General features: G+C 46.6%; 17 protein-coding genes. 9 read left to right on the top strand and 8 right to left on the bottom strand.

Annotation, left to right across the window (positions count from 1 at the left end; translation table 11 throughout):
- Positions 1 to 87: 87 nt before the first annotated feature.
- Entirely contained in the window at positions 88 to 1,590 is a 1,503-nt protein-coding gene (gatB, locus tag QUA50_RS15920; RefSeq protein ID WP_333261509.1) for an Asp-tRNA(Asn)/Glu-tRNA(Gln) amidotransferase subunit GatB, read from the bottom strand.
- 108 nt (positions 1,591 to 1,698) lie between these two features.
- Between gatB and QUA50_RS15915 the strand changes: the two genes are divergently transcribed.
- The 4 genes from QUA50_RS15915 to QUA50_RS15900 all read left to right on the top strand — a co-directional run bounded on the left by QUA50_RS15915 (position 1,699) and on the right by QUA50_RS15900 (position 10,686).
- Positions 1,699 to 1,968 (top strand): hypothetical protein, encoded by a 270-nt coding sequence (locus tag QUA50_RS15915; RefSeq protein WP_333261507.1) that lies wholly within the window; start codon positions 1,699 to 1,701, stop codon positions 1,966 to 1,968.
- A gap of 164 nt (positions 1,969 to 2,132) precedes the next feature.
- Positions 2,133 to 5,387 (top strand): PAS domain S-box protein, encoded by a 3,255-nt coding sequence (locus QUA50_RS15910; RefSeq protein WP_333261504.1) that lies wholly within the window; start codon positions 2,133 to 2,135, stop codon positions 5,385 to 5,387.
- 429 nt (positions 5,388 to 5,816) lie between these two features.
- On the top strand, positions 5,817 to 8,993 hold the full coding sequence (locus tag QUA50_RS15905; protein WP_333298579.1) for an EAL domain-containing protein: 3,177 nt from the start codon (positions 5,817 to 5,819) through the stop codon (positions 8,991 to 8,993).
- A 103-nt stretch (positions 8,994 to 9,096) separates the two neighbouring features.
- Complete coding sequence (locus tag QUA50_RS15900; RefSeq protein ID WP_333150938.1) at positions 9,097 to 10,686, top strand: glycoside hydrolase family 57 protein; 1,590 nt, start codon at positions 9,097 to 9,099, stop codon at positions 10,684 to 10,686.
- Positions 10,687 to 11,359: 673 nt separating this feature from the next.
- On the opposite strand, the gene QUA50_RS15895 is transcribed toward QUA50_RS15900, so the two are convergent.
- Positions 11,360 to 12,433, bottom strand: coding sequence for a radical SAM protein (locus QUA50_RS15895; protein ID WP_333261497.1), 1,074 nt, complete (start codon positions 12,431 to 12,433; stop codon positions 11,360 to 11,362).
- 447 nt (positions 12,434 to 12,880) lie between these two features.
- Between QUA50_RS15895 and QUA50_RS15890 the strand changes: the two genes are divergently transcribed.
- The 3 genes from QUA50_RS15890 (at position 12,881) to QUA50_RS15880 (ending at position 15,595) form a co-directional block, all read left to right on the top strand.
- Positions 12,881 to 13,675 (top strand): ABC transporter permease, encoded by a 795-nt coding sequence (locus QUA50_RS15890; protein WP_333261496.1) that lies wholly within the window; start codon positions 12,881 to 12,883, stop codon positions 13,673 to 13,675.
- A gap of 225 nt (positions 13,676 to 13,900) precedes the next feature.
- Positions 13,901 to 14,764, top strand: coding sequence for an aldo/keto reductase (locus QUA50_RS15885; protein ID WP_333261493.1), 864 nt, complete (start codon positions 13,901 to 13,903; stop codon positions 14,762 to 14,764).
- Positions 14,765 to 14,917: 153 nt separating this feature from the next.
- Complete coding sequence (locus QUA50_RS15880) at positions 14,918 to 15,595, top strand: GIY-YIG nuclease family protein (RefSeq protein WP_333261491.1); 678 nt, start codon at positions 14,918 to 14,920, stop codon at positions 15,593 to 15,595.
- A gap of 201 nt (positions 15,596 to 15,796) precedes the next feature.
- On the opposite strand, the gene QUA50_RS15875 is transcribed toward QUA50_RS15880, so the two are convergent.
- Positions 15,797 to 16,645 carry a DUF3598 family protein gene (locus tag QUA50_RS15875; RefSeq protein WP_333261488.1) on the bottom strand — a complete coding sequence of 283 codons (849 nt, stop codon included), beginning with the start codon at positions 16,643 to 16,645 and terminating at the stop codon, positions 15,797 to 15,799.
- Between the two features lie 18 nt (positions 16,646 to 16,663).
- Between QUA50_RS15875 and QUA50_RS15870 the strand changes: the two genes are divergently transcribed.
- Entirely contained in the window at positions 16,664 to 17,473 is an 810-nt protein-coding gene (locus QUA50_RS15870) for an SAM-dependent chlorinase/fluorinase (RefSeq protein ID WP_333261486.1), read from the top strand.
- Between the two features lie 106 nt (positions 17,474 to 17,579).
- Here the strand turns inward: QUA50_RS15870 and QUA50_RS15865 are convergent, their stop codons facing one another.
- The 4 genes from QUA50_RS15865 to aat all read right to left on the bottom strand — a co-directional run bounded on the left by QUA50_RS15865 (position 17,580) and on the right by aat (position 23,020).
- A complete protein-coding gene (locus tag QUA50_RS15865; RefSeq protein WP_333401533.1) occupies positions 17,580 to 18,443 on the bottom strand; it encodes an alpha/beta hydrolase in 864 nt (287 codons plus the stop codon).
- A gap of 108 nt (positions 18,444 to 18,551) precedes the next feature.
- The gene (leuS, locus tag QUA50_RS15860) at positions 18,552 to 21,158 is read right to left on the bottom strand and encodes a leucine--tRNA ligase (RefSeq protein WP_333261480.1); all 2,607 of its coding nucleotides are present in this window, start codon (positions 21,156 to 21,158) and stop codon (positions 18,552 to 18,554) included.
- A gap of 364 nt (positions 21,159 to 21,522) precedes the next feature.
- Positions 21,523 to 22,203, bottom strand: coding sequence for a Uma2 family endonuclease (locus tag QUA50_RS15855; protein WP_333261477.1), 681 nt, complete (start codon positions 22,201 to 22,203; stop codon positions 21,523 to 21,525).
- A gap of 220 nt (positions 22,204 to 22,423) precedes the next feature.
- Positions 22,424 to 23,020 carry a leucyl/phenylalanyl-tRNA--protein transferase gene (aat, locus tag QUA50_RS15850; protein ID WP_445243166.1) on the bottom strand — a complete coding sequence of 199 codons (597 nt, stop codon included), beginning with the start codon at positions 23,018 to 23,020 and terminating at the stop codon, positions 22,424 to 22,426.
- A gap of 46 nt (positions 23,021 to 23,066) precedes the next feature.
- Here aat and QUA50_RS15845 point away from each other — a divergent pair, with 46 nt between their 5' ends.
- Positions 23,067 to 23,396 (top strand): hypothetical protein, encoded by a 330-nt coding sequence (locus QUA50_RS15845; protein ID WP_333261475.1) that lies wholly within the window; start codon positions 23,067 to 23,069, stop codon positions 23,394 to 23,396.
- A gap of 118 nt (positions 23,397 to 23,514) precedes the next feature.
- On the opposite strand, the gene rpsN is transcribed toward QUA50_RS15845, so the two are convergent.
- Entirely contained in the window at positions 23,515 to 23,817 is a 303-nt protein-coding gene (rpsN, locus tag QUA50_RS15840; RefSeq protein ID WP_333055623.1) for a 30S ribosomal protein S14, read from the bottom strand.
- Between the last annotated feature and the right edge of the window lie 262 nt (positions 23,818 to 24,079).

Here is a 24,079-nt window from a genome sequence, read left to right as displayed (position 1 = left end):
TAAAGTTACGATCCCGCGCGAATGGCGAGCTCAGGGAAAACCGATCGCCCGCCGCTGTATCCGCTACACGACCCCCTTAACGAATGCTTAACCTGCGGCGTTAAGCTTCGCCGCCAGCAGCTCATTGGTCAGTTTGGGATCGGCCCGGCCGCCCGTTTCCTTCATCACCTTGCCGACAAAAAAGCCCAGCAGCTTAGTTTTACCGGCTCGGTACTGTTCGAGCTCCTTGGGATTGGCTGCCAACACGGCATCGATCGCTCGATCGATCGCCCCAGTATCCGAAATTTGAATCAAACCCTTGCTTTCAACAAACTTCTGAGGCGAACCGCCGTTTGCCAGCAATTCCGGCAAAATATCCTTAGCGATTTTGCCGCTGATCGTACCGGCCTCAATTAACCCCAGCAGTTCGGCTAAATCCTGCGGTTGGAAAGGAATTTCTCCGATCGCCAGTTTTTCATTTTTCAGATAAGCAGTAATATCGCCCATCACCCAATTCGCAGCTTGTTTAGCCACAGCACCGGCGGCGATCGATTTTTCAAAATACTCCGCCACCGCTTTGTCGTCAGTCAGCACCCGCGCGTCGTAGGGAGAAAGACCTAGTTCAGTTTCGTAGCGATGGCGCTTCATTGCCGGCAGTTCCGGCAGTTGAGCTTGCCAATCCTGCAATTGCTCAGTCGAAACTTCGATCGGAGGCAAATCCGGTTCCGGGAAATACCGGTAATCGCTCGCACCTTCCTTAACCCGCATACTGAAAGTACACTGCTTGTTTTCATCCCAAAGCCGGGTTTCTTGGACGATGGTTTCGCCATTTTCCACAGCTTGAATTTGCCGCTCGATCTCGTAATCGATCGCCCGTTCGATCGCATTAAAAGAGTTCATATTTTTAATTTCCACCTTCGTGCCGAACTCTTTTTGACCAACGGGGCGCACCGAAATATTCACGTCGCACCGGAGCGAACCTTCCTGCATATTCCCGTCGCCAACACCGATGTAGCGCACGATCCGGCGCAATTCTTGCCCGTATTCGGCAGCTTCCGCGCCCGATCGCAAATCCGGTTCCGAAACAATTTCGATTAGAGGCACGCCGGCGCGGTTGTAATCCACCATTGAATAAGTAGAACCGCTGAGCCGATCGCTGCCGCCGTGAACCAATTTTCCGGCATCTTCCTCCATGTGCAAGCGAGTGATCCCGATTTTTTTTCTAGTAGAATTTCCCGTCTCGTCTACGAGTTCAATTTCTAGCCAACCGTTAGTAGCGATCGGCAAATCGAACTGAGAAATTTGATAATTTTTCGGCAAATCGGGATAGAAATATTGCTTGCGGTCAAACTTACTGTAAGGTGCGATGGAGCAGTTGAGAGCCAGCCCAGCTTTCACCGCATACTCCAGCACTTTTTGATTTAATACTGGCAAAACTCCCGGCATTCCCATACAAATTGGGTCAATGTTAGTATTTGGGGCATTGCCAAATTCTGTAGAAGAACTGGAGAAAATTTTAGTATTCGTACTCAATTGACAGTGAGTTTCGAGACCGATAATGGCTTCGTACTGAGTTTGGTTTTTTATCGAAGAGGGTGCAGCAGCAGTCATAAGCAATTTAAAAGACTGAATAACTTTAGATTTTATTTTAGCTTTTTATTGACCAAACTGATGGGAGAGTATTTGTAGGTAGGGGCGGTTTCATTGGTGTCAACAAGCGTGTCAAACCCTGATTTCGGCAGGTTTAAACCCCTGACGGACTTTGAGCAAGCGTGTTTAGTTGAGACAAATGGCGATCTGCATAGGCAACGCCCTGCTACAGATTGGCGATCGACCCACGCCCGCAGCCACCCCGATCTCCTTTCGATCGCCTCCAAACAACAACTCTGTGCAAAAATACACTTAGCGCCTGCTCCTGTCCGCACCCTTCCCTTACCCAGGAGAGCTTTAGATCGATCGACTACAATTGCCGAGCGATCTGTACCTTAAACCCAGTTACTGGCAGTTTTGAATAACGCCGTCGGTCTCCAACGATCGGCTCCACGCACAGACTATAAATTAAAAATGTATAATTTAACAGGAAATTACATATTTTTAATTTTTAAGCTTTAATTTTGCATTCTAAAAGTAACACTTGTCTAAGTGTCCAAACTATGCCTGAAATTCCAGTTGAAAGTGCCACACTGTTTCAGAACAGCATCACTGAGCTAGAGCAGGCGGAATCAGCCCTCGAACTCGCTTGGAACGAACTCGAAAAACAAATAGCAGAAACTATTGCTGACATTGCTAACCTCGGCTCAGCAAACACACAGGAAATTAGCGATCGCTTCGCAGCCGCCAAGCAACTCCGCCAGCAACTTCAAACTCAAATAAAAAAAGCCAACTCGCGCCGGGAATTTCACCTAGAAAACTCGCCAATGGCCGTTGTCGAGTGGGACAAAGAATTTCGGGTAGTGCAGTGGTCGCCAGTGGCCCAACAAATATTTGGCTGGAGTGCAGCAGAAGTAATCGGCAAATACTGGCACGAATGGTCAATAGTTCATCAAGAAGACTTCGAGGAAGTGTGCGGCGTCACAAATCAACTGTTACACAGCAGAGCAACACGCAACGTTTCCCGCAACCGCAACTATACCAAAGATGGCGCAGTAATTTACTGCGAATGGTACAATTCTGCACTCGTCGATGAATCGGGAACCGTTGTTTCAATTCTCTCTTTTGCCAGAGACATAACCGAACACCACCGCGCTCAAGAAGAACTGCACCGGCGCGAACAAGCATTCAGTGCGATCGCCGAAAATTCTACCGATATCATAGCCCGCTTCGATCGAAACCTGCGCCACATTTACGTCAACCAAGCAGTGGAACCAGCAACCGGAAAACTTCGGAGCGAATTTATCGATAAAACCCCTCCAGAATTGGGACTGTCGCCGCAGTTGTGCGACCCGTTAAACGAAGCTTGTCCTCAAGTTTTCAGCACAGGCCAACCAGAAACCATAGAATTTGAATACCCTACTCCCAGCGGCACAAAATATTACCACTGTCGAATTATTCCCGAATTTGCTAAGGACAATTCAGTAGAAACAGTTTTAGCTATCGCCCGCGAAATTACAGAACTAAAACAAGCCGAATCCCAGTTGAGGCAAAGCGAATCAAAATTTAGAGCCATAGTTGATTCTAACATGATCGGCATAATTTTTTGGAACATTAACGGTCGCATTATAGATGCCAACGCCGCTTTTTTAAACACGGTAAACTATACGCGAGAAGATTTGCTAGCCGGAAAAATTAACTGGCAAGAAATGACACCGCCAGAATACCTGCGTTTAGACACAGAAAAAGTTGCAGAACTGAAGGCTAGAAATACGGTTGTACCCTTTGAAAAAGAATATATTCGCTCCGATGGTAGCCGCGTTCCGGTGCTGCTTGGCAGCACATTTTTAGAAGGAACGCAGCAGTTAGGCGTTAGTTTTGTGCTGGACTTAAGCGAGCGCAAGCAGGCAGAATCGGAACTGCAAAAACATCAAGAACTTTTAGAAAGCATTCTGAAAACCATCCCGAACTTTCTCTACATTTACGATGCAGTAGAAAACAAAAATATTTATGCAAATGAGTCGGTCACAGCCATGCTCGGTTACACGAGCGAAGAATTGCAAGATTTGGGTACAGATGCTATTGCTAACTTAGTTCATCCCGAGGATCTGTTAAAGCTAATTACAGGCATGGAACGGCTGACACACAGCAGCAATCCCCACGAAACCGATGACATAGACTACAGAATCAAACACAAAAATGGGGAATGGCGCTGGGTGCACGATCGGTCTACTATCTTCAAAAGAACCTCAGAGGGACAAATGAGGCAAGTTATCGGTTCCGTACTCGACATCAGCGATCGCAAAAAAGCCGAAGAATCCTTAAAACAGCAAAAGGAACTGCTGCAAACAATCTTCGACAACGTGCCGGTCACGATCGCATTCTTCGACAAAAACGGTCAAATAAACTGGGTAAACCGCCACTGGGAACAAGTGCTCGGCTGGAGTTTGGCGGAAATCAAAGACCGCGATATCTTGGCGGAATTTTATCCGCAGCCAGAATACCGTCAATACGTTTTGGATGAAATCCAAGCAGCCAATCAGAAGTGGAGCGACTTCAAAACAAAAGTTAGAGATGGGCGAATTATCGACATTTCTTGGGCAAATGTTCGCCTTTCCGACGGCCGGTCTATCGGCATCGGTCAAGATATCACCGAACGCAAACGAGCCGAAGCTGAACTCAAAGAACTAAACGAAACTTTAGAAGCTCAAGTCGCCCAGCGGACAGCAGAATTAGAGACTTTTTTTGATGCTTTGCCGGACTACATTTATGTTGTAGAACGGGACAAGATGCGCTTGTCTTTTGTCAACCATCCCCTTGCCGACTTTTCCGGCTTCGACAGCAGACAGCAGATGCTGGGCAAAACTATTTTTGAGTGCTATCCCAGCGAACTCGCAGAACGATTTCGCCGGGAAAATTTGCAAGTATTTGAATCGGGCAAAACTCTGCACTACCAGGAAACATTTGTGAAAGCGGGGGGCAATGTTTACTGCGATACGTTTAAAATTCCGCTGAGAAATCTCGACGGCGAGGTTTATGCTTTAATTGGCACTGCTCGCGATATCACTGAGTTGGTAGAGACCAAACAAGCCTTGTCAGAACGCACAGAGCAATTAGAAGCTGCCAACCAAGAATTAGAATCTTTTTCTTACTCAGTTTCCCACGACTTGCGCGCACCTTTGCGACATATTTCAGGTTTTGTAGAAGCGTTGAAGCAGCGGCTAGAATTAACTGAGGCGATTCGCGATCGCAAAATAGTTCACTATATGGAAATAATTGAAGACAGCAGCCAAAAAATGAGCCTGTTGATTGACGGTTTGCTCGCCCTGTCGCGGGTGACTCGCACCGAGTTGAGGCAAATTCCGATCGATCTGAGCCGTTTGGTACAAACTGCGATTAAATTGACTAAATCTCCAACTGTCGCAGATCCGACCCAAACTCCCCACAGCGTTGAATTTGCCGTCGGAGATTTGCCGACAGTAATCGGAGATCCAACCTTGCTGCAACAGGTGTTCAGCAACTTGATTAGCAACGCCGTCAAGTTCAGCCGCGGACGCACTCCGGCTACAATAATTATTGAGGGTTTACCTGATGGAACGATTTTTGTCAAGGATAACGGGGTGGGTTTTCCGATGGAATATGCCGATCGCCTGTTTGGAGCCTTTCAGCGGCTGCACTCCCAGAAAGAATTTGAAGGTACCGGCATCGGTTTGGCGATCGTCCAGCGGATTATTCACCGCCACGGCGGCACGGTTTGGGCCGAAAGCCTACCTAGTCAAGGAGCCACGTTTTACTTTAAACTAGGGCAAACAATCTGAAACGGTAATATAGATTCATAAGTTAAGTGTATAAGAGTTTTAAATTCAAAATTTAAAACTCTTATACACTTAAATAAGTCAGAATCCGTGAGAGCATCCGAATTTTGGTGTGACAGAAGTGTTCACACGTCAGGGATGGAAGCGAAAAAGCTAGGCTTGGCGGTGCAAGATGCTCGTACTCCTAAAAAACGCTCTTTTAAAAATGGGGATGCTCCCCAATGGGTTCGGTCAGCCCTCGAATGCCGGTGCTAAATAAAAGTCTTGCGAGTAGAGTATATAATTGATTTTGCTAAAAATAACAAAAAATATCGAGATAAAATTAACAACCAAACTCAGTCTAAAAAATTACTAGCACAAACACGAATAACCAATTGACAACCTCCCCAATACCTTATGTTAGATATAAATCAGACCAACTATCTACTAAAAATGGTAGCGGAATCAACATTGAAATTGTTGATTATCGAAGACATGGCAGAAGATATGGAATTAATAGTGCTCGCCTTAGAATCGGGAGGGGTAAATTTTAAGTGCGACACGGCAGAAACAGCAACAGAGTGCAGAAAATTGCTCGAGAATTGCAAGTACGATGCTGTACTATCAGATTATCGCCTCCCCGGCTTCAACGGTTTAGAAGTATTGAAATTAATGCAGGAATTAGGGCAAGACATACCGTTGATTTTAGTAACGGGAAGTTTGGGAGAAGAAGCGGCTGTTGAGTGCATCAAAGCCGGAATGACCGATTACGTATTAAAAGGGCGGCTGTTTAGGTTGCCAACAGTCTTAGAACGCTCGCTCCTAGAATACAAAATGCGGCGCCAGCAACAAGAAGCGATCGCCCAAATTCAGCGGCAAGCGACTCGTGAAGCGATAGTCAACCGCATCGTTCAAGCCATGCGCTTCACCCTTGTACTCGACGAAGTGCTGCAAACCACCGCAGATCAACTGCACGAAGCTCTAGAAATCAGCGGCTGCGCGATATTGCAGCCAGATGCTGAGGGCAGGATCGGGATTCGCTACATGAGCTTAAAGGCAGCCCACAGAGAACGGGCGATCGGTCTAAATTGCGACTTTGCCCAACACTATCGCTTCTCCCTCGCCCGCGGAGAAACGATCGCCCTCGCCGAGTTATCGACTCTGAGCCCGGAACTGCAAGCATCAGCGCAATTTTTAGGGTTTCACTCGATCGCGATCGCACCGCTGCTATACCAGCAATCATTTTTGGGAGGAATTTGCCTCTACCAGTGCGATCGGGTCCGCTGTTGGACTACAGAAGAACTATCGCTAGTCAAAGCCATATCCGATCAGTGCGCGATCGCGATCCACCAAGCCGAACTCTACCAACAAGCCCAAACCGAACTCGCAGAACGCAAGCGCGCCGAAGCAGCAGTCTGCGGCATCCAGCAGCAGCTAGCCACAATGGCAGCCAACATTCCCGGCTCAGTCTACCGCACCGTGCTGCATCCAGACGGCACAATCTCCATGCCCTACATCAGTCCGGGCGTGCGCGAAGTTACTGGGTTCGGGGCCGAAGAAGTGATTTCGCGCCCGGAACTATTGACCGAAATCATCCATCCAGAGGACAAAAGCTCGTCTGACAGCCGCGTAGCAGCATCGAGAGCGAGTCTTTTGCCGTGCGATCGCCAGTACCGCATAATTCTGAAATCAGGGGAGGTAAAGTGGGTGCAAGACAGCGCTAAATTTTCCAAAAACGACAACGGCGACCTAATTATAGACGGAGTAGCCCTCGACATCAGCGATCGCAAACAAGCAGAATCAGCCCTGCGCCAAAGCGAACAGCGATTTCGCTCGCTGATTGAAAACGCCACAGACATCACGATCATTCTCGACGCCGAAGGAATCTTCCGCTACATCAGCCCTTCCGTCAAGCGAATTTTAGGATACCCGCCCCACCAGGCGATCGGGCGCAGCGCCTTAGAAATAGTTCACCCCGACGACTGCGCCACGATCGCCGAAACCCTCCACAAAGCCATTGACAACCCCAAAAGAAGCCAGTGCCCAGTTGAGTACCGAGTCCGCCACCGCAACGGTTCCTGGTGTTATGTAGAAGCTGTAGCCACCAACTTGCTGTACGATCCAGCAGTCAAGGGAATCGTGATTAACTGTCACGACATCACTCAGCGCAAACTCGCCGAAGAACAACTGCTGCACGATGCTTTTCACGACGCCCTCACCGGATTGCCAAACAGATCGCTATTTACCGATCGGCTCGAACACGCTCTGAGGCTGGCAAAACGGCGCAAAGACTACTTGTTTGCGGTGCTGTTTCTCGATTTAGATAGATTTAAAGTAGTCAACGATTCCCTCGGCCACGCCATCGGGGATCAATTGCTAGTATCGATCGCGCGGCGTCTGGAAGCTTGTCTCAGGCCCGGAGATACAGTAGCCCGCATCGGAGGAGACGAGTTTGTGCTGTTGCTAGAAGACATCGAGGGCATCAATGAAGCTAGCAGCATTGTCAACCGCCTGCAAAAGAAAATCACCTCCCCTCTCCTTCTAGACGGACACGAAGTATTTATCACCGCCAGCATCGGCATAGCTTTGAGCTCTGGCGAATACCTGGAACCGACAACCCTGCTGCGCGACGCCGACACAGCAATGTACCGCGCCAAAGAACTTGGCAGAGCCCGACACGAAGTTTTCAACAGTTCCATGCACGCCCACGCTTTGCGACTGTTGCAGCTCGAAAACGACCTGCGGCGGGCGATCGAATCAATTAGAGAGCCCGCCACAGAAGAAGACTTTCCCCCATGCCCCGAATCAGCCTTACCTCCCTTATCCGCAGCGCCCCAGTTTATTATTCACTACCAGCCGATCGTGTCGATCGCCAATAACACAATTACCAGTTTTGAGGCCCTAGTGCGCTGGCAGCATCCAGAACGGGGCTTAGTTTCCCCCGGCGAATTCATCACCATCGCCGAAGAAACCGGCTTGATCGTACCCCTGGGCCGCTGGGTACTCCGCACAGCTTGCCACCAAATCCGCCAGTGGCAGCAGCTATTTCCCAGCCACCCCCCGTTGAGCGTTAGCGTCAACATTTCTGTCAAACAGTTTTCTCAGCCAGATTTAATCGAATACATCGATCGAGTCCTCGCAGAAACTCACCTCGACGGCAGCAGTTTAAAACTAGAAATTACCGAAAGCGTACTCATAGAAAATTCCGAATCCGTAACAGCAATGCTGGTGCAGCTCAGAACCCGAAACATAGACTTGTGCATTGACGATTTCGGCACCGGCTATTCCTCGCTTTCCTACCTGCACCGCTTCCCCACCAATACCTTAAAAATAGACCGCTCTTTTGTTAGCAGGATGGGAGGTGAGTTCGACCTCGCCAAAGGAGGCATTGACCCGACAGAAATTGTGCGGTCGATCGTTACTTTGTCCCACAATTTAGGTATGGATGTAGTCGCCGAAGGAGTCGAAGAAGCTTCGCAACTATCTATACTAAAAGGGTTAAAATGTGAGTACGCCCAGGGATTCTTTTTCTCAAAGGCAGTAGACTCTCAAACAGCAGCAGCCCTAATCCGACAGCAAGCAGAAAATCAGAATTTGCTGACATTTAGTTTGTTAGAGAAAGGCTATTAAAAAAACACGGCATTTTGTGAGTCCCGTTTCAGCATAAAATCTTAAAATATTTTAAAGCTGTCCCTAACTGGCGTCAGTTAATAACTACGGCATCCAAATCACTATGACTATTGGCTACCTCGCCCTCGTTCTCCACGCCCACTTGCCTTTTGTCCGCCACCCCGAAAGCGACTACGTTTTAGAAGAAGAATGGCTGTTTGAGGCGATCGCGGAAACCTACATTCCCCTGCTGCAAGTCTTTGAAGGGCTCAAGCGCGACGGCATCGACTTTAAAATTACCATGAGCATGACACCGCCCTTGGTTGCCATGCTGCGCGATCCCTTGCTGCAAGACCGCTTCGACGACCACTTGGCCAAACTCGAAGAATTAGCCGATCTCGAAATCGAACACAACAGCGGAAACGGCCACCTCCGCTATTTGGCAGAACATTACGCCGCCCACTTCTCTCAAGTCCGCAACTTTTGGGAAAAGTACGATCGAGATTTAGTCAAAGCCTTCAAAGAACACCAAGATACCAACAACCTCGAAATCATCACCTGCGGTGCCACCCACGGCTACCTACCGCTGATGAAAATGTACCCCGAAGCAGTTTGGGCGCAAATTCAAGTAGCTTGCGACAACTACGAAGCAAACTTCGGTCGCCGACCAAAAGGCATTTGGCTGCCAGAATGCGCCTACTATGAAGGCTTAGAGCGGATGTTAGCCGACGCCGGCCTCCGCTACTTTCTCACAGACGGTCACGGCATCCTCTACGCCCGCCCGCGTCCCCGCTACGGCAGTTACGCCCCAATTTTCACCGAGTGCGGAGTCGCAGCCTTCGGCCGGGATCACGAATCCTCGCAGCAGGTTTGGTCTTCCGAAGTCGGCTATCCCGGCGCCGCCGAATACCGCGAATTCTACAAAGATTTGGGCTGGGAAGCTGACTACGATTACATTAAGCCCTACATCATGCCCAACGGCCAGCGGAAAAATACCGGGATTAAATATCACAAAATCACCGGTCGCGGATTGGGTTTAGGCGATAAACAGTTGTACGATCCTTACTGGGCAAGGGAAAAAGCAGCCGAACACGCCAGCAACTTTGCTTTCAACCGGGAACGCCAAGTCGAACACCTCAACGGCATTATGCAGCGTCCACCGATTATTGTTTCGCCTTACGACGCCGAACTTTTCGGTCACTGGTGGTACGAAGGGCCTTGGTTTTTAGATTACCTGTTCCGCAAGAGTTGGTACGACCAAAATACCTACGAGATGACGCACTTAGCCGATTATTTGCGGGGAAATCGGACTCAGCAAGTGTGCCGCCCGTCTCAGTCTAGCTGGGGTTTCCGGGGTTTCCACGAATATTGGCTCAACGATACCAATGCTTGGATTTACCCGCACTTGCACAAAGCTGCGGAACGGATGATTGAGTTGGGAAGCATGGAACCTGCGGATGAATTGCAGTGGCGGGCTTTGAACCAGGCGGCGCGGGAAGTGCTGCTAGCTCAATCTTCTGACTGGGCGTTTATCATGCGTACAGGGACGATGGTGCCCTATGCGGTGCGCCGGACTCGATCGCACTTAATGCGCTTTCACAAGCTGTACGATGAAGTGAAAGAAGGCAAAGTCGATTCGGGTTGGTTGGAGAAGGTTGAGGAGATTGATAATATTTTCCCTGAAATTAACTATCGCGTTTATCGATCGCTTTAAGCAAACTGCGAGCAAATCCAGACAGTTTAAAACCACTTGCGACACAAAAAAAACCCGCCTACACGGGTTTTTTTTCATACCGTTGTTCAAGACTTGTACAGAACATCTATATTGCAGGTTTGCAGTGCGAACCTTACCCCGATAAGTAGCGCGTCAAACCAATTCAGGACTTACGCAACTGTCCCAAGTGATCCTCGCACCATGCACCAAGCAATTAGACAATCAGGATCGCGAATTAAATAACTTACAATTTTAATTGTTATTGTGGGATGGGCCTGAAAGCCCGTCCACTCATGACGGGCTTTCAGGCCCATCCCACAATCTTGTGGAAGTTATTTAATTCTCATTCCTTACTCAAAGTCAACCCCTACTCCCCAACAATCAGGGGGAGTAGGGGGTATGCGAGGGGATCTCGCCCGGAATAAACAGTTTTAACCCAAGCGTATTGATTTATAATATTCTTGACATAAGGTATCGTCAACCAATCGGTTATTGTTTAAGGGGCAATAATATATTTAGCCAAGACTGATACAAAACATAGTATTCGTAAAGAAACGGCATTGCCCTGTCCTTTAGCCCAACCGAACGGGAAGACAATTCATCAAACAAAAAACCGGGTTCGATCGCGAACCCGGCTACTAGGAGTACAAGCGATATTAACACTGCTCAAACCTCAATTCTTTAATAACTTCATCCCCATTTTCACTTTGTCCAAAATCGTCTTTTGCGAGACACAAGTAATCAGACAAAGCTTGCCGCAATTCAAAGTATCGCGGCGGACTTCCTGAGCTTTTTCGCCGTACCAAATCTCGCGGGCGCTGGCGTTTTTCACATTACCAATCACCGGAAACTCATCGCACAATTTCACATCGCCGCGCGTATCAATCCAGTAATTGCGGAGTCCAACGCGACAAGGACGAGTAGAATCAGGAGCTTTTTCTTCGGCAAAGTGAGGAATCATCAATCGCAACACTTCATCGCTGTTCATAATTGGAGCGCCGTTCTTCTTCATTTCAATTAGGCGCTCGATTACTTGTGCAAATTCCTCCATGTCTTCTTTTTCAATCCACAATTCCTCGTAGGTTTCTGGCGTCCAGCGGTTGACTGGTTGGAAGTTTACCGTCGTCGCCCCAATTCCCTGAGCCCAGGTGACTATTTCCGGGAGGTGGCGGAAATTCAGTCGGTTCATTGTCGGTTTGATGTTGATCGGAAACAGGACGTTCTGTTTTTCTTGTTCTTCGCGCAGATAGCCGATTCCTTTAGACAGCCGATCGAACAATCCCGGTTGACCCCGCAAATAATCGTGCAGTTCTGCATTCGGCCCGTCAACGGACATATTCACATTAAAAGGACGAGCAGCCACAGTTTTGGCTGCGTTTTCCCTGGTCATGCAATAGCCGTTGGTGGTGACGCCGGCGTGAATGCCATTTTTATTCGCAAAGGCCAGCAAGTCTAGAAAACCTTTTTTAATATAAGGTTCGCCGCCGCTAAAGTTGATTGAAAATTCGCCCACAAATTCTTTGACGCTCAAGAGGGCATTTTGCCATTCTTCGATCGTCATTTCGTCTTTATATTCTTTGAGCCGCCAATACTCGCACTGCCGGCATTTTACATTGCAGCGCTCGTTGACAATCCCGTAAAAAGTGACTGGGCTTGTCACGTCGTATCCTGTATTGATCCGCAGCGATTCGGCTACTGCACTCTTGGTGTGCTTGACGCCCAGTCTCGATAATGTTAAAGCATCCATGTCTTTTTTTCCTTACGTGTTTTTAGCTAGGTCAATTCCTCAATCCCTTTTTTGTGCGTATAATTACGCATTACTGATTACGTATTCCTTTTGAGTACGTATGCCCCATCCTAAGTGTTCCGTTTGGGTATGGCTAGATGTTTGTCAAATATTTATAATATTAAAAGTTGTAACATATTAGTATTTTTAATCAAATTGGCGATACTTTCTGTGAAAAAATGAAGTTGGCTTAAAAATTGCCAAAGTATATGAGCTTAAGATTGACTTTAATTAATAATTGTAATTTGTGTTTAAAATTGGTTAAATAACTTAATACTTTTTCTCTATAGAACTACTTAAGTAAGCGGTACTGATAATTTATTGTTATAGTGAAATGAGCAGCCAGTACAGCAGTTAACTTCACACAAGCTTTACAATATGGGAATTTAAGTATTTACACGGCAAAAAATGGCGACAAACATGGGACGATATTTGCACGTAGTGAAATTGTTCTGGGGTGCGGCGATCTCCGCGGAACTAGAATACCGAATCAACTTTGTCCTCGCGGCCGTCAGCAGCCTCGGAAATCTTGCGGGCAGCTTGTTTGGGCTATTTTTGTTCTACCGTACCGGTTACACGTTTTCGGGTTGGAAATGGGAAGAGGCCTTAGTTGTACTCGGCATTTTCACGATTTTGCAGGGGTTTTCGTCAACGTTTCTAGCACCTAATCTCAGCCGTATTGTCGATCGAGTCCAGCAAGGTACTCTCGATTTCGTACTCCTCAAACCCATCAGTTCCCAATTCTGGCTATCTGCAAACACAGTTTCGCCTTGGGGAATCCCAGATTTAATCTTGGGCACCGTATTGCTGCTGTATGCTGCCAACAAATTGGGAGTAGCAATCGGCAACTATTTTTTAACAGCCATACCGCTGTTATTCGGAACTATTACTCTTTACAGTATATGGTTTATGTTAGGGGCAACCAGCATTTGGTTTGTCAAAATTTACAATGTTACCGAAGTTCTCGAAGGATTGTTAGAAGCGGGTAGATTTCCGATGGCAGCTTATCCCGCAGCTTATCGATTTTTCTTCACTTTCGTAGTACCCGTTGCCTTCTTGACGACGGTGCCTGCAGAAGCCATGCTGGGGAGAGGTGAAATCGTTTGGATCGCAGGGGCGGGAATATTGGCGATCGGGCTGTTATTGTTCTCCCGCTACTTCTGGCAATTTGCACTCCGCTTTTACACCAGCGCTTCCAGCTAGTTAAGTCGGTAGTTAAGCTGCTGCACATCTAGATTGTCTATTATGTTTGAGAGGGAGAGAACTTGACACGGGGAGAATAGGGAATTGAAATATACATTTTCAATGCAAAACAGCTTATCTAAAAAATAGTTTTTTCTATTTACTTAGATAGTTAAATAAATGTAAAATTTAAACCTATCCTGGAAATGTAAACTGGAAATAAACCACGCAAGCGAAGGCAAACCAATGAAAAGAAAAAAACTGGGTAACAGTAATTTTACTATCAGCGCGATCGGTCTTGGAGGTATGCCAATGTCCTTAAGCGGCAGGCCGCCCGAAGATCAATCAATTGCGGTAATTCACCGCGCCCTCGATTTGGGTGTCACCCTAATTGACACCGCAGATTCCTACTGCCAAGATGAATCCGACAAACACCACAATGAGCAACTGATTGCCAAAGCTTTGGAACAGTACACCGGAGATACTCGGGCAGTTACTGTGGCCACTAAAGGCGGCTTAATGCGGCCTCAAGGTGCGTGGACGCGCAATGGCAACCCCCACCATTTACGCAAGACAATTCGGGAAAGTTTTGAAGCATTGGGCGGCCAGAAACCGATCGACCTTTGGCAATATCACTCGCCCGATCCCGCTTATACCATCGAAGCAGCCCTAGCACCCGCAAAAGAAGCAGTAGAAGCAGGAATGATTCGATTTATTGGAGTGTCAAACTTTTCTGTAGAGCAGATCAAACGCGCCCGCGATACAGTAGAAATTGTCTCCGTGCAGAATCAATACAATCCGTGGCACAGACAGCCAGAATCAGACGGCGTTCTGGAATATTGCGAAACCGAAAAACTGACATTTTTTCCCTGGAGTCCTCTGGGAGGAAGCCGCCGCCACACAAGCTTGCAAGATATGCCCGCGATCGCAAAATTAGCAGAAGAAAAAAACGTTTCAGTTTACTGTATAGTATTAGCTTGGTTGATGGCACAATCGCCCTGTGTCGTTCCCATTCCCGGTGCGACCAAAGTATCGAGTATTGAGGACTCTGTGCGGGCGCTCGAAGTTAAATTGACTGATGAGGAATTGCAACAAATTGCCGCAAGTTAAGTAGATAAGGGCCACAAAAATAGTAGAACAGGCTGTCCGGCCTGTTCCACAAAGAGAACTTTATTGTGGGGAGTAGGGGTTGGGCTCTTATAGCCCGCCTCTGAAAGCGGGATTTAATGAGTAAAGTTGACATTTTTTGAGGAATTGGGTTGTATGGAAGCTAATCAAGTGAATGCCGATAGAGACCTAGCAATTGAACATCAAAACGTACCTGTCGCCCATGAAGGACTGCACAACTTTTTATACAGTTCCGACTCAGAACACAGCGCAGCAGCGACTATTTCTGAATTAGAAAATGACGGCACGCAAGTAATGTCGATCGATACATGGCGCGATTTGGCAACTAACGCGAAAGTCGCCGGTGTTTACGCTGTAATGGACACTTCCCGTCAAACTCAGTATATAGGTTATTCGCGAAATATCCTGCTTTCAATCAACGGTCACATCGCCCAAAACGGCGTTGAAAATTGTGCTTTCCTGCGCGTGCAAACTTTCAAATTTCCGAAGCGGGAAGAAATGGAAAGTTTGCGGGATGCTTGGATAGCCGAACTCGGCAGCATTCCCCCCGGCAACGCTGCTGACAGCGAAATGTGGGCGGCTACGGTAGGCCAAGCAGCGCGCGCTGCTATGTCTGCTGAGGAACAAAAAGCTTATGAAGAAAAAAAGCTAAAATTGCGGAAAGCAATGGCAGATTCCACTCTTACCAAAGAGTTAGAAACAGCCGCCAAAAGTAATGGCGAACAGGCTAAGGATTTGGAAGCTGCTGTTAACAATGATGACTGGAGTGCGGTGATTCAATCGCAAACTCAGGAAACAAAGTCCGCCGAATAACATTCGCGAAAATACCCAGATTGGTAGGGGCGGGTTCGCCAAAGTTTATATTATCAAATAGCAGAATTAACAATCCCGCACCCACCCATCTCAGATACCGACAAACCTGTTCCGCAATCAGAATTTATTGGTTGGCTGGGGGCGGGTTTATTAATATTTGGGATGGAATTAAAAATTTTTGGTGAACCCGCCCCTACAAAATTAATGACGAATTTTTCGTTCTTTAATTAAAGTCAAACTTACCCATTCACCCCGCTCATTGTAACTGCGAATCATCCGAAACCGCAAGTCAGGTTCTACCAACCAACCTGCCTCGAAAAATATAGGTTTTCTGGATTCAATTTTGACAGGTAAAGTGCAAGAACCGCCGTCAGGAAGCAGCAAAACTTGCACGGGGGAAGCACCTTCGTTAAAGTGCAGAACTGAACCGTCAATGCGGGCGCTAGAACTAATAACAGTACCATTACTGCCAAAAGTAATTTTTTGAATTACGCGATCGCTACTTTCCAAATGCAATTGTAAATTGGTAGAATAAAAGTCAGGAGAACGCGAATCTGGATACATTGTCACGGCCTCGCCCTGCCACTCTCCCAGCAAATCCTCAACAGTTAAAGGCGGACGTTCGGCGACATTTTTATCGAGCTGTTTTTCCCGAATTAAGGTAAGATTTGATAAATTGCCGTCGATACTGTAGAGCTGAACGAAGCGCAACCGGCGATAATTGTAGATAAAACCAAACTCCGCACCGCACTCAGAATAAGGCGCTAGTTGAATAGTTCCCTGACAAAAAGCTCCATTCTCAAAAAACAAGATATCCCGTCCCAAACCCTGATATTCTCGAACAAGTTCGCTCACTTCCGGTTCGCCGACACCGCTGGGATTTGGGGAAAAGCGACGGAGTTTCAATCTTACAGTTTTGTTGTCATTTAGACCTTCGAGAGAAATAATGCTAGGAGTATCTCGAAGTACCTCTCCCCGCGGCGATAGCTGAGTGAATGAACCGTGCCATTCTCCCAAGTTTTGCAGAAAGTTTTCCCATTGTGATACCATATTTTTACCTTTGCATATATGTCTAAAAATAGAATTATAACTCTACTTACAGATTTTGGATTAAGCGATGTTTATGTGGGAGTGATGAAAGGTGCGATCGCCCAAATTAACCCGCAGTTAAAAGTTATTGACATTACGCACCAAATACCATCTCAAAATATTGCGGCCGCGAGGTTTTGTTTGATGACTGCTTTTGCTTATTTTCCCCCGGAAACCGTACATATTGCTGTCGTCGATCCGGGGGTGGGAAGCAAGAGACGCCCTGTTGCGATTAAATGTGCTAATTGCTTCCTTGTTGGGCCCGATAACGGGTTGTTTAGCGGGGTGTTGAGTCGGGAAAGTGCGATCGCATCTGTCGAGCTCACGAATTCCCTATACTGGCGCACACCTCAACCCAGCAGCACTTTTCACGGTCGCGATATTTTCGCTGCAGCGGGCGCTCACTTAGCCAACGGGGTGGCATTGGAAGAGTTGGGGGAGTGCATCGACCCTGCAAGTTTACTACAGTTAGAGATACCAAATTGTGCCGTTACAGCCACAGGTATAGAAGGCTGTGTTCAATATGTCGATCGCTTCGGCAACCTAATTACTAATATCCCCAATAATTGCATTATAGGTAACAATTGGTCATTGACAATTAGCAATAGTTCTGATGCAATTCGCATCCCCAGCGGTAAAACCTACAGCGACAGCAAGCCTGGAGATTTAATTGCCATAAGTGGTTCTGACGGTTGGGTAGAAATTGCCGTTAATGGCGGCAGCGCTCAATCAGTATTAAAATTGGAATGCGGAGCGATCGTGCAATTGCTTTTTGAAACTAACAATTAAATAGGACTTACGCATGGGTGCTCAGAAACCGGGTTTTTTACGAAAATACTTGGTTAAAATCAGCAGATTCCCTAAAAAACCCGGTTTCTTTTGCGGAGTGCGTAAGTCATAGCTTTTTTCGATCGATTACTTTTTCTGCAAAATCCACAATAGTTTGGCGATATTCGGGATTATTAAAAAAAGCATCTCCATTATTGTGCCTAGCATTAGGAACTAGCAAAATTTTTTTATCTTCAGGAGAACTAGCATATAACTTTTTGCTCATAGTAGCAGGAACAAAAGAATCGGCAATCCCGTGAACAAACAAAACCGGCATTCGCAGTGATTTAACCTTAGCAATAGAATCAAACCTTTGCGTCAGCAACAACCGCACCGGAAAAAATCGCATAAAAGTATTATTTTCCACCATGTCCACCATAGAAGTAAACGAATTGTGGACAATCAAACCAGCAGATTCTGGATGCCTTATTGCTAACTCAATAGCAACAGCACCTCCCATTGAATGACCGTAAAATAAAATTTGGCTAGGCAACAATTGCCGCTGCTTAACTAAATAATTATAAGCAACTTCAGCATCTTCATATATCCGAGCTTCGCTGGGAAAGCTGCCTTGACTGCGGCCGTAACCCCGGTAATCAATCAGCAATACCGAAAAACCCAATTGCCGAAAGCGGTAAGATTGAGTGATATTAGCACCGATGTTCAAACCCCTGCCGTGCAGGTACAATAAAGTTCCTAATGATTCTCGATTTGCGGCGGGCAGCCACCAACCGTGCAGTTTTTCAATTTTGGGCGATCGAGTTTTAACTGGCAACCAAACTTCTTGGTAAGCGATGTTAAAAGCATCCGGTGTTTTGGCGATTGCAGGTGTTGGCTGAAATATCAAACGAGTTTGCAGAAAAAACAACAGTATACAGCAAGCAATGTAGGCGAGCGCCCCAAGTTTTCCTAAACACAATAGTCCTATCAAAAAAGTTTTTTTTGTCTTGTTTAGCTTGCTCATTTTTGGCATGGATACTTCTTAACTGCAAGTCTCAGAAACCCGGTTTATTAAATAAAGAAACCGGGTTTCTCATCTTTATCCAGCTACCACGAAATTCACCAACTTTCCAGGCACCACAATTACCTTTTTAATCTCCTTACCTTCCAGGTGACGCTTAGCCAATTCCGACTCGCGAGCAAACTTTTCCAAAGCAGCTTTATCAGCACCAGAAGGCACTTGAATTGTGCCGCGAGTCTTGCCCATAACTTGAATTACCAGCGTAATTTCATCGGTAACTAATGCAGACCGATCCACACTCGGCCAAGTTTGCGTATGCACCGATTCACTGTTACCGGTATTGTGCCACAATTCATCAGCAATATGCGGCGCAAAAGGCGCTAACAAGCGAATCAAAGTATTAATTCCTTCTGCATAAATTGGCGAATCTTTACATTTAGCATCATTCAAAGCATTGCTGAGTTTCATCATTTCCGAAACAGCAGTATTGAACTGATAATCGCCCTCCAAATCTTCGCTCACTTCCTTAATTGCAGTGTGAATTGCCCGCCGCAAATCCTTCTCAATTTTACTCAAATTCTGGCTTTCCAAATTGTCGGGACTATTTAATTGTGGGATGGGCGTCCCGCCCGTCCCCGGTACTTCGGTAGCAGGCAAGATTCCTGCCCCACAAAACTCTGTCACCAAGCGCCAAACGCGATTTAAAAAGCGAAATTGCCCTTCCACATCAGCGTCCTCCCACTCCAAATCCTTCTCTGGTGGCGCTTTGAATAAAATAAACATCCGCGCCGTATCTACCCCATATTTGCCCATAACTTCCAAGGGGTCAACGCCATTGTATTTTGATTTGGACATCTTCTCGTAGAAGACTTGCAAAGTTTCGCCAGTTTGAGGATCTTTGGGATTTGCGGAGTCTATATCTGATGGGGGAAAGTATTTGCCAGTAACGGGATTTTTGTAGGCCATTGCTTGCACCATGCCTTGAGTTAACAGGCGTTTAAATGGTTCGTCGCAATCGATCAAACCCCGATCGCGCAAAACCTTGGTAAAGAACCGGGAATACAGTAAGTGCAAGATGGCGTGTTCGATGCCGCCGACATATTGGTCTACCGGCATCCAATCATTTGTTTTCGCCGTATCGAAGACTTGCTCTTGATTTTGAGCATCGGGATAGCGCAAGAAATACCACGATGAATCGATAAAAGTATCCATCGTATCTGTTTCCCGCTTCGCCGGAGTCCCGCAACTCGGACAAGGAACGTTTACCCATTCTTCCATCTTTGCCAAGGGCGAACCTTTGCCAGTAAATTCTACATTTTCCGGCAACAATACGGGCAAATCCGATTGTGGGACGGGGACAGTTCCGCAGTTGGGACAGTGAATTACGGGAATGGGAGCGCCCCAATAACGCTGTCTGGAAATCAACCAATCTCTCAAGCGATATTGGACTCTAGCTTGGCCATAACCTGCATTTTCGGCATGGTGAATAATCGCTGCTTTGCCTTTAATTGAATCCATGCCGTTGAAGCTTTCAGAATTAATCATAATTCCGGGTTCTGTGTAAGCTTCGGTCAAGGGCAGCTCATCATCATCCACAATTACTACTTTAATTGGCAGTTGATATTGATTGGCAAATTTGAAATCTCGCGTGTCGTGGGCGGGTACTCCCATGACTGCGCCGGTGCCGTATTCGTACAGCACATAATCGGCGATCCAAATGGGAATTTCTTCGCCGTTGAAAGGATTGATTGCTTTGCCGCCTGTGGGGATGCCGCGCTTTGGTTTGTCTTCGGCTGTGCGATCGATCTCGCTTTGGGCGGCCACTTCTTTGATGAAGGTTTCTACGGCGGCTTTTCTGTCTGCGGTTGTCACGCGCTGAGTTAGTGGATGTTCCGGCGCTAAAACAAGGTAACTGACGCCGTAAACTGTATCGGGACGTGTGGTAAAAACGGCGATTTTTTCATCCATGCCGACAATCGGAAATTCTAAGTAAGCACCGACTGATTTGCCGATCCAGTTGGCTTGCATTAATTTGACTCTTTCAGGCCAATCTGGCAATTTGTCTAAGTCGTTTAATAACTGTTCGGCATAATCGGTAATTTTGAGGAACCACTGCCGCAATAATTTGCGCTCGACTTTGGCACCGGAACGCCAGGAACGACCTTCGTTGTCTACTTGTTCGTTTGCTAAGACTGTTTGGTCTATGGGGTCCCAATTAACTGCTGCTTCTTTTTGATATGCTAATCCTGCTTCTAAAAATTGCAAGAAAATCCATTGAGTCCACCGATAATAATCGGGAGAACAAGTTGTAACTTCTTTTGTCCAGTCGAAAGAAATACCCAGCCGGCGAAATAAGCCTTTCATTTGGGCGATGTTTTGATAAGTCCATTGTGCGGGGGGAATTCCTCGCTCGATGGCTGCATTTTCTGCGGGCAAACCAAAAGCATCCCATCCCATCGGATTCAATACCCGATAACCTTGCATTCGCTTGAGTCTGGCAATTACATCGATGATTGTGTAGTTGCGGACGTGGCCCATGTGCAGGTTTCCCGACGGATAGGGGAACATGGATAAGGCATAAAATTTAGGCTTTTGCGTATCTTCTGGCATCTGGTCTAAGTTTTGCTCAGCCCATGCCTGCTGCCATTTTTCTTCTATGGATTGGGGGTTATATCTGGAATCCACAACAATTTCTCCGTGTAGCATTTACTAATGTTTGCTTGAACATTTTGGCACATTCAAGGGGCCTCGATTCGGATTTTTCTGAGCTCCAAGGATTTTGGCTCGAATATCTGTATTATATATTGTAGTATATGCAATTTGAGCTGGGGGCGATCGACCAAATATCCCCGATCGCCCTTAAAAGAATAAGACTTACGCACGGGTGGTCAGAAACCGGGTTTTTATCAAAAGACGCGTTACAGTCGGCAAAATCGCAAAAAACCCGGTTTCTTTGGTCTTGATGCGTAAGTCCTAAAAGAATAAATAACCCCAATCCTCAGAAACCAGATTTATTTGAGGAACCGGGTTTCTTAGCATTTATTCGAGGTTAAATGCTATCAGGATCGATGTTCAATTCGCGCAGTTTTGCGGCTAAACGTTCAGACTTTTGCTCTGCTTGTTCGGCTCTTTGAGCTTCTTGTTGTAGACGCTGGCGATCCAATAACGCCTGTTCTTCTACTTCTGCATAGGAAAGAAACTTTTCTCCATCAGGTCGATAAATTTCTAAGCCATCTTCTCCCAACTCAAATCGCACTCCCAATCTCGGACTGATCCATCCCTCCATCGGCTCAATAACTTCTAAATCTCCCTCAATTCTTTGCCAACCTTGCAACTCATCTGTTTCTGGATCGTAAAGGTAATATTCCTCAACTCCATGACGCTGGTAAAATGAAAGTTTCTTATTCATTTTGGTTTGGCGGTCGTTATGGGAGCGAATCTCAAAGACGACTTGAGGAGCAATATTGTCCTCTCGATATTGTATGTAAGAAGGCCGATCGCCCTTTGGTCTGCCAAATACCACCATCGTATCAGGTGCTTGAGAAATATCGGGTCGGCCCTCAACGGGATACCAGAGTAAATCGGCGGCTACAAAAACGTTTGGGTCATTCTTAAACAGCGATTCGCAACCTTCTTTAATTTTGACAATTAATTCGTATTGAATGGTGCTTTCTGCCATTGGTTGACCGTCGCTGGAAGGATAAATGATTTCTGCGGTTGTGACTTGCATAGTGGTTGTCTCCGAGAAGTATCTAAGCTTAATTATACTATTTCTTGAACTGTCGCAGTTTCGTTGTTGAAAAATTATAGCGATTCTCAAAAAAGTGAGGTATGCCCTATGCCCTATGCCCTATGCCCTATGCCCATGAGAACCTCATCTTTCGCTCGAAAGGCTATAGCTAATTTAAACAATCTCAATAATCCGTTTGTAGTCAGGACTTGAGTCTTTGTTAAAATAGGGAACAGCGGCGCTTCAAAGCTTCTTGCAAAAGAGTGTTGTACAGTTTTTCCTTAACAGTATAAGCGCCGAATCTTTCCAAGTGCGGATTGTTCATTTGAGCGTCGAATAGCAGATAAGATCGATCGCGCAACCTCTCCACCAACTTCACCATCGCCACCTTAGAACCTTCGGGAATTCGGTAAAACATCGACTCCCCAATAAACGCACCGCCGATCGACAATCCGAGAATACCGCCCGCCAATTCGTCGCCGCACCAAGTCTCGAAGCTGTAAGCCCAACCGGCCTCATACAAACCCCAGTAAATCTGCTTGAGCTGCTTAGAAATCCAAGTCGTTTCGCGATCGGCACAACCCTCAACCACCGCCCCAAAATCGCGGTTCACAGCCACCGAAAACCGATTTTGATTGATTTGGCGGCGCAGGGATTTCGGATAGGTAAATCTTTCATCCAGGGGAATCAGCGCCCGCTGACGGCTGGAATACCACCCCAAACTTTCCTCGCCGTCATTTGCCATCAAGAAATAGCCTTGCGCGTATCCTTGTATAATTGTCGGTATATCATATTGCATATATTTATCAGTTCTCATTTGTCAATTGACTTTTCAAAGTCAACATTAGCAATTAGGAATAATCATGTCTGAAACCATCGAACCTATTACCTTACCGCCCGCCAAAAACCCCGAACAAGAAGGCCAATGGCTCCAAGAAACGCTGCTGGCATGGCTAGATTCCGAGTTTATCCCAGAAGCAGCCAACCAGCAAATAGCTAAAAGAGCTGCCCAAATCTATGTCCGCCAGCGCATGGAAGGGGAAAACGACTTGGGCAGCCTCGTAATTGCGATCGTCACCGAAATGCAGGCTTATGATTTTTCTAAAAGCTTCTACGGCGAATTTGCGATCGCCAACGCCGTCAGCGACTTGTTACTCGAAAGTCTCGGCATCGATAAATGCTGCGGCCAGTGAAGCAAGAAGGAGGAAAATTTAACTCGTAAGTCTGAAACAAAAATCAACCCCAAACCTAATCCTGCCGATTAATTGTGAGTTTTTTTCTTCCTTCTTCCTTCTTCCTTCTTCCTTTGTACTACCAGCTAGACTTCACAACACCTGGCAAAAGACCTTCGTGAGCCATTTCTCGCATCATGTTGCGAGACAGTCCGAAGTCACGATAGTAACCTCTGGGCCGTCCTGTTGCCCAGCAGCGGTTCCGCAAGCGAGTCCGCGAACTGCTGCGGGGTAGCTGTTGCAGTTGGCGGTGAATCGCCATTTTGTCCATCTGATTGGTAGCTTGGTCAAACTGGTCTTTCAGGTCTTCCCGCTTGTCGGCGTACTTGTCTACGAGTCTCTGGCGCTTTTTCTCGCGCTCGACCATGCTCTTCTTAGCCATAATCTGTTGATATCCTTAGATTAATCACAATCTACTATTCTACTATATTTTGGTGATTTCGGATCGCTTTTATTTTAATTATTTCTTTTGTCAACAAGATTTTTAGCAACAGGCAAGATGCCTGTTCCACAATCACTCAACATTTTTAACAACAGGCAAGATGCCTGTTCCACAATCAATTCACTTTTTTAGCAACAGGCAAGATGCCTGTTCCACAATCACTCAACATTTTTAACAACAGGCAAGATGCCTGTTCCACAAT

It is taken from the genome of Microcoleus sp. M2_D5 (genome assembly GCF_036701935.1).
In the GTDB taxonomy this organism is placed as follows: Bacteria; Cyanobacteriota; Cyanobacteriia; order Cyanobacteriales; family Microcoleaceae; genus Microcoleus.
Note: the sequence above shows the minus strand (reverse complement) of the source record. Positions and strands in the feature narration are given on the sequence as shown.

Excerpts from the sequence above, each read along its gene's own strand:
- QUA50_RS15880 (WP_333261491.1), top strand. The coding sequence starts at position 14,918 with ATGGAAGCTAATCAAGTGAATGCCGATAGAGACCTAGCAATTGAACAT.
- QUA50_RS15885 (WP_333261493.1), top strand. The coding sequence starts at position 13,901 with ATGAAAAGAAAAAAACTGGGTAACAGTAATTTTACTATCAGCGCGATC.
- QUA50_RS15890 (WP_333261496.1), top strand. The coding sequence starts at position 12,881 with ATGGCGACAAACATGGGACGATATTTGCACGTAGTGAAATTGTTCTGG.
- QUA50_RS15855 (WP_333261477.1), bottom strand. The coding sequence starts at position 22,203 with ATGCAAGTCACAACCGCAGAAATCATTTATCCTTCCAGCGACGGTCAA.
- QUA50_RS15870 (WP_333261486.1), top strand. The coding sequence starts at position 16,664 with ATGTCTAAAAATAGAATTATAACTCTACTTACAGATTTTGGATTAAGC.
- QUA50_RS15900 (WP_333150938.1), top strand. The coding sequence starts at position 9,097 with ATGACTATTGGCTACCTCGCCCTCGTTCTCCACGCCCACTTGCCTTTT.
- QUA50_RS15910 (WP_333261504.1), top strand. The coding sequence starts at position 2,133 with ATGCCTGAAATTCCAGTTGAAAGTGCCACACTGTTTCAGAACAGCATC.
- QUA50_RS15895 (WP_333261497.1), bottom strand. The coding sequence starts at position 12,433 with ATGGATGCTTTAACATTATCGAGACTGGGCGTCAAGCACACCAAGAGT.
- QUA50_RS15845 (WP_333261475.1), top strand. The coding sequence starts at position 23,067 with ATGTCTGAAACCATCGAACCTATTACCTTACCGCCCGCCAAAAACCCC.
- QUA50_RS15905 (WP_333298579.1), top strand. The coding sequence starts at position 5,817 with ATGGTAGCGGAATCAACATTGAAATTGTTGATTATCGAAGACATGGCA.
- rpsN (WP_333055623.1), bottom strand. The coding sequence starts at position 23,817 with ATGGCTAAGAAGAGCATGGTCGAGCGCGAGAAAAAGCGCCAGAGACTC.
- QUA50_RS15875 (WP_333261488.1), bottom strand. The coding sequence starts at position 16,645 with ATGGTATCACAATGGGAAAACTTTCTGCAAAACTTGGGAGAATGGCAC.
- aat (WP_445243166.1), bottom strand. The coding sequence starts at position 23,020 with ATGAGAACTGATAAATATATGCAATATGATATACCGACAATTATACAA.
- gatB (WP_333261509.1), bottom strand. The coding sequence starts at position 1,590 with ATGACTGCTGCTGCACCCTCTTCGATAAAAAACCAAACTCAGTACGAA.